Genomic DNA, 9831 nt, shown 5'->3' on the forward strand with positions numbered 1-9831 from the left:
CCCATGGCGGTGCAACCCCTCTACGCGACCGGAACCGCAACGGTCACCAGCGGCAGTGCGACCGTCACCGGCACGGGAACCGCGTGGACGATCGGCGTCGTCAACGGCGGGATCTTCTCGCGGAACGGGTTCAGCATTCCGATCGCGTCGATCGAGAGCAACACCTCGCTGACGCTGGCCTATCCCTGGCCTTCGGGCACATCGACCGGCGCGTATGCAATCTCGCTGGGGAACTCAGGCGCCGCCTCCGCGATCACCGCGAATGCCAGGCTGGCCGAGCTGGTCGCGCAACTGTCGGAAGTGAGCCCGTTCGTCAGGACGCTGTTTGACGACGCGGATGCGGAGGCGGTCAGGGCGTCGCTGGAGGTCCCTGACACGACGGCGGCGGTTATCAGGAGAGAATACGCGACGGTTGCTGCTGCCAAGGACGCTACTATTCCGGCCGGTATCGTCTATGTCACAATCCCAGGCCAAGCGACTTATGAGCGTGTCACGGAACCGGCGCTCGGTGCTGAACTCATCACGAACGGCGACTTCTCGGTAGGGACCGGTTGGCTGCTGATCGGCACCAATCCACCGACGATCTCGTCGGGAAGAATGAATTTTCCCGGTCCTGCTGCCGGGACATCTCGTCAGAGCGCACTCGCCGTCGTTAGCCAGCAGTATCGGCTCTCGTACACCGTCCTCAATCGGACGGCGGGAACGGCAACCTTTGTCCTTGACGACCTCACTGCGACGAACCGGTACTCTGAGCCGGCAAGGTCCACCAACGGGACATTCGTCGCATATCCAAATCTCACCTCGCTTATGACGAACCTGACGATCTTTGGCACGAACTTCGTCGGAGCCATTGATGACATCAGCCTTCGTCCGATCCTCGCCGGGCAGTTCCGGTCCGCAGATGGCCAGTGGTGGGCACAGGCGGCGGCGTCTGTCGCCTACACCCCGCAGTTCCCGACCGCTGGCGAACAGGCGCAGGCGCGCTCGAACATCGGAGCGACGGCCACGGGCTCCGCGCTATTCACCGCAGCGAGCGCTGCAGTGGCGCGCACGACGCTCGGAATCGGCCTGCCCGTTGGGTGGCTCTTCGGGCTGGCCATGGCGAACAATGCGCCGAGCCCGGCGCGGTGGATCGACATAGCTGCTGGCTCGGCGCGTGACGAAGCCGACAGCGCGGATCTGCGGCTCTCGCCCGGGACAAGCAAGAACCTCGGTGCGGTCTGGGCAGCGGGCGCTGCCGGCGGCCTCGATGTCGGGCCCATCGCCAACAACACCTGGTATCACCTGTTCCTGATCGGAAACCCGACAACGGGGGCGGTCGACGCGATCTTCTCGACATCGCTTACGAACCCGGCATTGCCGTCCGGCTGGACGAAGAAGCGCAGGATTGGGGCGGTTCTCACGGACGGCTCTGCCAACATTCGCCGGTTCACTCAGAACGGGGACCATTTCCAGTTCGCCGTGCCGGCAAGCAATAACAGTGCAGCAGTCGCCGCTCAGACCCGCGTGTTGCGCGATCTGAACGTCCCGCCCGGGCTGAAGATCATGGCTGAGGTCACAGCGATATGGTCAACCACTGTCACGACAAACGGCGGCCTCTCGATCGTCGATCCGGTGATCGCGACCGGACCCGGTCCCGGCTCCGCAACCCAGGCAATCTATCGGTACAACAGCGCAGCGCAGTCCTTCGGCATCGCCACCCTGTGGGTCACAACGGACACCGAGCGGCGGGTCGCGGCCTACGACGACGCGGGCCTGCAGCTGCTGGCATTGAACACCCGCGGCTACCTGGATCGGCGGGGACGCGACGTTGCGTAGGATCACGATCGCCACGATGGGCACCAGCCTGACGGCTGGCAATTACGAGAACCGTTTCTGGCAGCCGCAGCTCGCGGCCCTGCTTGAGACGAAGACCTCTCACCCGATCACGGTTCGCAACTTCGGCATCGGGGGAGGGACATCGGCCAACGGCCTTGCAAGCATCGGCAGCTTTCTGCCGGCGCGTCCGGAGATCCTGACTATCGAATATTCGATGAACGACTCCGGTGGGTCCTTGACCCTTGCGCAGAGCCGGGCGAACGCGATCTCGATCATCAACCAGTTCCGGGCGCAGGACCCGGACATCATGATCTACATGCTGGTCATGACGCCTATCGTGCCGGGGACAGGCGGCTTCATCGCTCGGCCCAACCTGGTCTGGTACTACGACGTCTATCGGCAGATGGCAGCAGACCCGTCTCTCAATGTCGGGCTGATCGACAACTATCTGGACTGGCCGCAGCCTCCGACGACGGGGCTGCTGCCAGACGGGCTTCACCCTCTCATCGCGGACATGAACCAGCGCCTGGTGCCGAGGATTGCGACCGTCCTGGCGCCGGCGATCACGGCGCGCTTCGGCTGATCACCGGATAGCCGTCATCCAATCGGCGTCGATCTGCTGCTCGGGGGTGAGGGCGCGCGTCTCCCAGACACCTGTCTCTGGGTGGTAGCGCCCCTCGCAGAACTCGGTGCCGCGGTGAGACGGGTGCCACTCGGTGAGCCCGTTGAGGCGAAGCCAGAACAGTCGCAAACGCTTCATTCGATCCTCCTGAGTTTCCCGCCGCCCGTTCTGGACACCTGAGTTGCCTGCCTACTCCGCTAGCGCATAAACGCCAAGCTAATGCACCCTGACCAGCTTGATACCGCGCTTACCCAGTTCCGCCATTATCGCAGCAGCTTGAAGGCGCCCGATCATTTCGGGCGTCCACCGCTCTTTGTCGGATGGCGGCACGACCGCGAGCCAGTGCTCCCATTCGGCGGCGATGGCCTTCGCGGCAATCTCGATTGCCTCGTGGAACGTGTCTCTGTCGGTCATAGCTCCGAGTTCCACCAGCACTGCACGCCGTCGACCCGGATATCCGGTTTGCCACTATCTACCGCGATTATGGCGGGGCGCTCCATCTCAATCTTCCACCCTGCGTCAAGGAAGGTGCTCATGATCCGCCCTTCAATCTGCCTCGAGTGGGTGCCGATGACGACGCGTCGAACAAGGCGTTTCATATCGCAGAGGTTCTCCTGGACGTAATCCGCCTCTCCGCCTTGGATATCGATGTGAAGCAGATCCAGCGGCTGGTTTCCCGCGATGTCCGCGAGAGGAATCATATCCAAGACGTGATGCGTCTTGTTCTCTAGTGCCGCATCGATCTGGTTCTGGCTGGCGCCCAACACGGGTTCAAGTCCCCATGATTGGCCTGACACTTCCGCGATCGGGAAAAGTGCCTTCCCCTTCGAGGCCGCAGCAATTCCGTGAATGATCCTGTATTCCGTCTGGCTGAAGCCATTGGCCCGACGGGCTTCCTCTGCAAACTCCACATGACCCAAGTCGCCCTCAACGCCAATGAGCTCGATGCTCTTTCCGCGGCTTCTTGCTGCCGCCCCGGCGTTGTTCAGCCAACAGCCCCAGCCACAGCCAAGCTCGGCCATGCGAAAGGTGCTGCCGGCATGGTCTACCGCATGAAGAACCGAGCCCCACTCGGCAATGTCAGCGTGCCAGTTGGCTGGGATCGGGACCGGTTCGACCACGCCCGCCTTTCCGTCGAGGATACCCGGGAAGAAGCGCGGCGAGACCTTCACGCCGAGGAAGTTTGTGACGTGCTGCGGGTCGGGGGGCGCGGTCACTGCGTAGGCATGCATTAACGCGACGGCGTCGAAGCTGGAATTGTAGTGCCAGAATGGGCTCTGCATCAGTGGCCTCCCGATTTCGTCACCCATACCACGAAGCCCGTCCCGGTCCATCCGCGGCGGGCTTCCCGGCGCCGGGGACAGCGCTGCAAAAGTCACCGAGATCATCGTGCCACCGCACTGCCACAGTGCAATCTTCCTAGGTAGGATCGAGGCCGAGGTGGATCGGTTCTTCGTCGATCGCAGCAGCCTCGTGGAGGAAATGTCCGTCTCCAGTGCTCACGCGATCACTGGCTTTTGCAGCGCTGGGATCTCAGGGTCCAACAGGTAAGGAACCCGTTTCCGAAGGAACGCTTTCTCAATCAACTCATATGAGACGGCGCTGACCAACAGGGTTACGGGGTAGTGGAACGTCAGCAGGGTCAGGCCCATCTGCCGGATAGGCACTTCCGAAAACTGAAAGCCGACATACTCCCCATAGAGGTAGTTGCACATTGGGACGGTCAGGAAATGCAGCATGTAGGTGCTGTAAGAGATTGCGCCGATATATCCCAACGCCCTTGAGATTGGTCCGAACAGGCGCTGAGCCAGCAACGTGTATGATCCGACAACACAGGCCCAGAGGGCGGCAGTGACGGTCGGAAGGTAAACCCAAACCCCACCCTGATCGGGCGCATCTCCGTAAAATCCGCCGTGAATGTTAAGCCAGTGGTATACACCCACGAGGCTTGTACCCGCCGCCACGAGAACGACGACCGAGACTGCCCGTACGGACCTTTCGTGCCTGTGCCGGTGGGTGTTGAACACGTGGCCTGCCAATATGCCTGCGATGAACGCGTCAGCCTGCCCGAGGATGGTCCAGTACGCGATCGCCCGGACTTCACCTTTATCGATGAAGAAGATGTAGCGGAGCATCAGAAATAGGCCGCAGAACAACGCGCACCGTAGGACGGTCTTGGTAGCGCTACTTCCCTCCAGTGTGTTCCTGAGAAAAGGATAGGCGAGGTAGAACTGGAACTCTACCGCCAGAGTCCATGTGCCGTAGACGGTTCCTCCGCCAAGCAATCCGAAAAACAGGAACAGTGATGTGTTCGTGCTTCCTATCGCGTGGACAGCGTAGAGCGTCATAAGGAAGATTAGCGGAAAGAGGCGGAGGACTCTGTTTTTCAGGAACGGCAGGAAATCGATCTGTTTCCCGGCAGTGAGAACAGTGAAGACGAAACCGGTGATCGTTATGAAGAGGGTTACGCCGCTCCACCCTTCCTCGAACAGGCTACCGACCCAAGTGCTTGGAACGGTATCAAATGGAATGTCGCGCACAAACGGAACGTCGCGCACATGAATTCCATGCCAGAAGAATACGAGGAAGGCGGCGAGCGCACGGAGATGGTCTAGGCCAATTATGTACGTTCCCTGCTTTGGCTTCACCGCCCCATTCCTCTCAGAAATATTCGGGCCGACTTAGCTTAGGGATGCAACTGTGTCCATCGGTTGAATAGCATCCTGCCGACTGCCCAGACTAAAAGCCAATGCCCGCCCCGGTCCTGCCGCGGCGGGCTTTTCTTTGCCACCACAGGAGACGCGCCATGCGCCTGACGCTTCAGCACCTGTCGGCGATTGCCGGCGGGACGATGACGGCTGACCGTCGTTCGAACATGCAGTCGATCCTCGCTGGCCTGGCGGCTATGGGTGTTCAGGTTGGGCTCGACCGGCCGCAGCGCCTGTCGCAGTACCTGCCGCAGCTCGCCCACGAGAGCGGCCGCTTCCGCTACGATGTCCGCGAGGATCTCGGGAACACGCCGGCGCGCGACGGCGACGGCAAGCTCTACATGGGCCGATCCGGCATCCAAGTGACGGGTGGCGACAACTATCGCGGCTTCCGGGACTGGTGCTGGGCAGCCGGGCTGCCGGCGCCGGATTTCGAGCGGGAGCCGGACAAGGTCAATACCGACCCTTGGGAGGGCCTTGCGCCGATCTGGTACTGGTCGACGCGCAACCTCAACCGCTACGCGGACGAGGGCAACATCGAGATGGTGACGCGCCGGATCAACGGCGGCACCAACGGCTATGCTGACCGGCTCGTCATGTACGAGCGGACCGCGCTGGTCCTGCTCGGCCGCAAGCTCGAGGCGGGAGCCGTCCGGCGGTTCCAGGAAGAGCACGGGCTGATCCCCGATGACATCGCCGGGCCACAGACGCGCGGCGCCATGCACGACGCGCTCGGCAAGCTGCCGGTGTTCGTGTTCGGCGATGCGCCGGCGCTGCCTGCGCCGCCGATCGTCGTGCCGGAGAAGCCGATGCCGGCGCCGGTGGTTGTCCCGCCGACGGTACCGACGCCGGCGCCGGGCGCGCCGCTCACCGCCATCCAGTACCTGACCATCATCGAGGCCGCGACCGCGGATCTCCGCAAGCACTACGGAGCCTGAGCCATGTCGAAGTGGATTCCCGATCGCAAGGTCTGGTCCGGCGGACTGTTCGCCGTCCTCGCCTTTCTCGCCGTGCTGGCGTCCAACACCTGGGCTGGCACCGACATCCCGATCGAGGCGGGCGCATTCATCGCGCTCGGCATCGGCAAGGCGTTCGAATACATCCTGCCGCCGTCAGTGCTCGACATCATCAAGCGTGTCGACAACGACATCGTGGCGATCGCTGGTGCCTCGCCGGAGTCGAAGGTGAGCCCAGAGGTCGGCAACGTCGCGGCCAAGACGGCTCAGTCCGACGACGCCTTCGAGGCGATCATGAAAAGGATGGGCCGGTGAGCCGCCGCGTCTGGTCCGCCACGCTTTGGGCAGTCGTAGCGTTCCTGGCTGGGCTAGGCCTGGTGGCGCTCTTCACTCGCGGCGGGTGAAGCCAGCCATGCTCGAGCAACTCGTCACTGATGCGGCCAGGCCGATCCTCGACTTCGGCATCCTCGGTGCCGTCTGCTTCTTCCTGGCCGCAGCGCTGGTCGTCAAGGAGCGCATGCACGCCAAAGAGATGCGCGACGAGCGGCTCGCGCATCAGGCAACCCGTGACGCTCACATCGAGGCGCTGAAGGTCGCATACACGCACGGGAACTCGATGCGAGAGGCCCTGCAGTCCTTCGAAGTGGCCATGGAAAATTTCATCGAACTCGCGAAAGAAATGACGCGGGAGAGGGGCAGGCCATGAAGCTACCCCGCATTCTCAGGTGGTGGCGGTGCGGCGAGGACGCCGAGATGAAGTCGCGCCGGGAATCATCCGAGGTTCAGACACGACAGATCGTCGGAGATCTCCGCAATCAGGCACAGGTGATGCAATCGGGTTCGCGCCGGCTGAACACCATGGCCCGCACCATGGCGCTCATACGGGAAGGCCAAAATGACTAGAATTGTGAAGAACCGGATCATCGCCGGGATGCTCCTTTCCCTGGCGCTCTACTGGGGAACGGGGTTGCTCGCGGCCGGCCCCTGGTTCGGCGCCATGCTTGCCGCAGTCCTGTTCGTGTCGAGCACCGTCCTGATGATCCAGTTGACGCCGGACTTCATCGCCGTGGCGAAGGAGGGGAAAATCGGCGACGACAGGTTGTCGCTGATGGGTCTGTACCTGATCGCGTTCGGCGGCTGCTACTCCGGCGTCTTCACCATGACGTGGGCTTCGTTCGGGAACCCGTCAGAATGGCTGAACACACCCTTCTCCGGGTTCGGACGGGCGACTATCACCGCTGGCTTCTGGCTGCTGATCGTCAGCCCGAACTCAACGCCGGATCGGGTTCGACTGCCGAAGTGGTGGGTGCTCGTGCTCGCGATCATCGCCATGGTCGCCATGGCGTTCGCCTTAGGGATACGGGTTGGAGACAAGCCGGTGAGGGAGGGGAACTTCCTGGTGCGCAAGGGGCCGGTTCTTCTCATGACACCGAAACCTATGGCGCTGGCCGCCGTCGCCACACATCCCCCGTAGGATCTCGGCCAACATCGTTGTCATACCAAAGCCGCCGTCCCTTCACCTGGGCGGCGGCTTTTGTCGTTCTAGGATCAGGTTAATGCAGCCACCCGGCCTCGATCGTCAGCGACCCTTGGAACACCGGGTTGTCCGCCTGATCGCGCACGCAGATGCTGATCACGTAGCGATCTCCGTGCTGTACGTCGCACGCCATTCGGGGCAGGGCATCGAGGGCAGCCTCCCGTACCGCGTCTAGGGTCTCACACTCGACCCCTTCATCGTCAGGGGCGAAAAGCCCATTGTCATCGATGTCAAAAAAGTAACGGGCCAAACTAGATCTCCAGGGGATGTCGTCTGGTAGCACAGTCGATGCTCCGCTTTCGCGTCTGATCCGGCGGAACTGGAGAAAAGTCTGTCGCCAGCTAGTGTCGCAACACTGACTCGGTGCCCAGTCAGACCGTGTGGCCCGCTGAAATTTCTGCAGGCGACCAACCGGAGGACATGAGGAGCGCGGCGATAGTTGCGGACTTCCTAGTTTTGCTCAAGCTCCAGCATCTTCGAGAGAGGCTTTTCCCCCCGGTTGACTCCAGATGTGGTCGTCCCCGTGAAGGTAGAAGTGACTGAAGTCGGCCTCGGCGCAGAGACCTTGCCAATCGTGAACCGTGAGCAGGTTTTGGCGAAGGGTGATCAGTTCCCGTCGACGCAGATCTTGCAGAGCTCGATTCACATAAACGACCGTTAGGCCCGTCGCGTCGACCAGTTCCTCTTGCGTCAGCGGGAAGATGCAGGTCGCGGTGTCTGCGAAGTCGAGGTTCCGGCTGCACGCGAAGATCTCGCACAACAGGTGGGCGACCCTCTGGTAGCCGGTGCGGCGCCCGACATTCATCACCCACTCCCGCGCAATCGATGCATCGGCGAGGCTTCTGGCGAGGAAGGCTCGGGATATTACCGGACGTCTATCCATCAGGGCGAGCACCTCATCCCTGCGTGCTACGGCGACGGCGCAGTCCGTCACGGTCTCGATGGAGTGGTCCGGGTCGTCGAAGAAGAGCGAGGAGAGGTCGCAGATGTGGCCGGGCATGAGGATGCCGACGATCTGCCTGTTTCCTTGCCTGTTCGCCTTGTGGCGGATGGCCACACCGCTCTGAAGGATCCTCACCAGGTCGGAACGGTCGCCCTCTCGCCGCAGGAAGGCATGCTTTCCGACAACTATCGTCTGGGAAAAGACGTCGAATAGCGCATCCAGATCATCATCCGGGATTGGCAGCGCCAGCCGGAGCGGACCGCGAGAAAGGTTCGACACCAAGATACCTCCGAGCCAGTGTGAGGCGATCATCAAAGCTCTAAGCCACCGAAATGAAATACCTATGCGGGGAAGCGTCCGGTAGCGAACATTTACGCGGTGGCAGTTGTAACGCGGGATCGTTGCGCTTAGTTTCGCTTCATCGCGTGCAGGTTTGACCGGGCGCACGCGGCCGCGAACTCGTCATGTTCCCGCCCCAGTTGGAGGCGGCATGATGCTCGATCTCACTTTCGAAAATTGCCAGAACACGCTGCTCCGCTCTTTGCCGGAGGAGGACTTCCGTATGATTGCGGAGCACCTGGAAAGGGTGGAGTTCGCGCAGCGCGATGTCCTTTTCCGGCCGAACGAGCCTGTCGAGTATATCGTGTTTCCCGAGAGCGGCATCTTCTCGCTCGTGATACATCCATCCGATGAGCGAGGCATCGAGGCGGGGCTGTTCGGCCGAGACGGGATGAGCGACGGCTGGATCGGGGCCGGAATCGACAGCGTGCCGCTGGAGTGCTTTGTCCAGGTGGCGGGAACCGGCCTTAGAATGAAGTCGAGCGATCTCGGCAGACTAGCGGAGGAGAGGCCGGCGGTATGCCGGATGATGTTCCGCTGGGTTCACATGCTCGGACTCCAGACGGCGCAGACGGTCCTCGCCAACGGCAGTTACAACGTCGAAGAGCGCCTCGCCCGCTGGCTGCTGATGTGCCAGGACCGCCTTGGTCGTAACGATATCCATCTGACGCACGACTTCCTGAGCGTGATGCTCGCCGTGCGAAGATCGAGCGTCACCCTCGCGATCCATTTGCTCGAAGGGTCGCGGCTGATCTCGGCCAAGCGCGGCAACATCACGATCCTCGACCGGGAGGCGCTGATAGGGATCGCCCACGGATGCTACGGACCGGCGGAGGCGGAATATGAGCGCTACATCGGCCTCTTGCGTCACGACGCCTGAGCCGGCTGCGCAGGATCGGAAGGGTGAG

The 9831-nt window shown here is 62.1% G+C and carries 13 protein-coding genes; 7 read left to right on the forward strand and 6 right to left on the reverse strand.

Going from position 1 to position 9831, the window contains the following annotated elements; translation table 11 throughout:
• Positions 1-3: 3 nt before the first annotated feature.
• Positions 4-1818 (forward strand): hypothetical protein, encoded by a 1815-nt coding sequence (locus GGR03_RS00135; protein ID WP_183205214.1) that lies wholly within the window; start codon positions 4-6, stop codon positions 1816-1818.
• Complete coding sequence (locus GGR03_RS00140) at positions 1811-2401, forward strand: SGNH/GDSL hydrolase family protein (RefSeq protein WP_183205216.1); 591 nt, start codon at positions 1811-1813, stop codon at positions 2399-2401. The genes GGR03_RS00135 and GGR03_RS00140 overlap by 8 nt, the downstream gene beginning before the upstream one ends.
• Here the strand turns inward: GGR03_RS00140 and GGR03_RS00145 are convergent, their stop codons facing one another.
• From GGR03_RS00145 to GGR03_RS00160, 4 genes are all read right to left on the reverse strand, one after another.
• Entirely contained in the window at positions 2402-2578 is a 177-nt protein-coding gene (locus tag GGR03_RS00145) for a hypothetical protein (RefSeq protein WP_183205218.1), read from the reverse strand. It lies immediately after the preceding gene.
• Positions 2579-2656: 78 nt separating this feature from the next.
• The gene (locus GGR03_RS00150) at positions 2657-2854 is read right to left on the reverse strand and encodes a hypothetical protein (RefSeq protein ID WP_183205220.1); all 198 of its coding nucleotides are present in this window, start codon (positions 2852-2854) and stop codon (positions 2657-2659) included.
• On the reverse strand, positions 2851-3723 hold the full coding sequence (locus tag GGR03_RS00155; RefSeq protein WP_183205222.1) for a class I SAM-dependent methyltransferase: 873 nt from the start codon (positions 3721-3723) through the stop codon (positions 2851-2853). Before GGR03_RS00155 ends, GGR03_RS00150 begins: the two co-directional genes overlap by 4 nt.
• Before the next feature lie 216 nt (positions 3724-3939).
• Positions 3940-5088 carry an acyltransferase family protein gene (locus GGR03_RS00160; protein WP_183205224.1) on the reverse strand — a complete coding sequence of 383 codons (1149 nt, stop codon included), beginning with the start codon at positions 5086-5088 and terminating at the stop codon, positions 3940-3942.
• 158 nt (positions 5089-5246) lie between these two features.
• Here GGR03_RS00160 and GGR03_RS00165 point away from each other — a divergent pair, with 158 nt between their 5' ends.
• From GGR03_RS00165 to GGR03_RS00180, 4 genes are all read left to right on the forward strand, one after another.
• A complete protein-coding gene (locus GGR03_RS00165) occupies positions 5247-6086 on the forward strand; it encodes a peptidoglycan-binding protein (protein ID WP_183205227.1) in 840 nt (279 codons plus the stop codon).
• Between the two features lie 3 nt (positions 6087-6089).
• On the forward strand, positions 6090-6419 hold the full coding sequence (locus GGR03_RS00170; RefSeq protein WP_183205229.1) for a hypothetical protein: 330 nt from the start codon (positions 6090-6092) through the stop codon (positions 6417-6419).
• A gap of 97 nt (positions 6420-6516) precedes the next feature.
• The gene (locus GGR03_RS00175; protein WP_183205231.1) at positions 6517-6810 is read left to right on the forward strand and encodes a hypothetical protein; all 294 of its coding nucleotides are present in this window, start codon (positions 6517-6519) and stop codon (positions 6808-6810) included.
• A gap of 201 nt (positions 6811-7011) precedes the next feature.
• Positions 7012-7578, forward strand: a complete 567-nt coding sequence (locus GGR03_RS00180; RefSeq protein WP_183205233.1) for a hypothetical protein — start codon at positions 7012-7014, stop codon at positions 7576-7578.
• Between the two features lie 79 nt (positions 7579-7657).
• On the opposite strand, the gene GGR03_RS00185 is transcribed toward GGR03_RS00180, so the two are convergent.
• Positions 7658-7891 (reverse strand): DUF6894 family protein, encoded by a 234-nt coding sequence (locus GGR03_RS00185; protein ID WP_183205235.1) that lies wholly within the window; start codon positions 7889-7891, stop codon positions 7658-7660.
• A 210-nt stretch (positions 7892-8101) separates the two neighbouring features.
• A complete protein-coding gene (locus tag GGR03_RS00190) occupies positions 8102-8863 on the reverse strand; it encodes a Crp/Fnr family transcriptional regulator (protein ID WP_210291967.1) in 762 nt (253 codons plus the stop codon).
• Positions 8864-9074: 211 nt separating this feature from the next.
• Here GGR03_RS00190 and GGR03_RS00195 point away from each other — a divergent pair, with 211 nt between their 5' ends.
• Positions 9075-9803, forward strand: coding sequence for a Crp/Fnr family transcriptional regulator (locus tag GGR03_RS00195; RefSeq protein ID WP_246367545.1), 729 nt, complete (start codon positions 9075-9077; stop codon positions 9801-9803).
• Positions 9804-9831: the final 28 nt, after the last annotated feature.

This window comes from Aurantimonas endophytica (assembly GCF_014196845.1).
Taxonomy (GTDB): Bacteria; Pseudomonadota; Alphaproteobacteria; order Rhizobiales; family Rhizobiaceae; genus Aurantimonas; species Aurantimonas endophytica.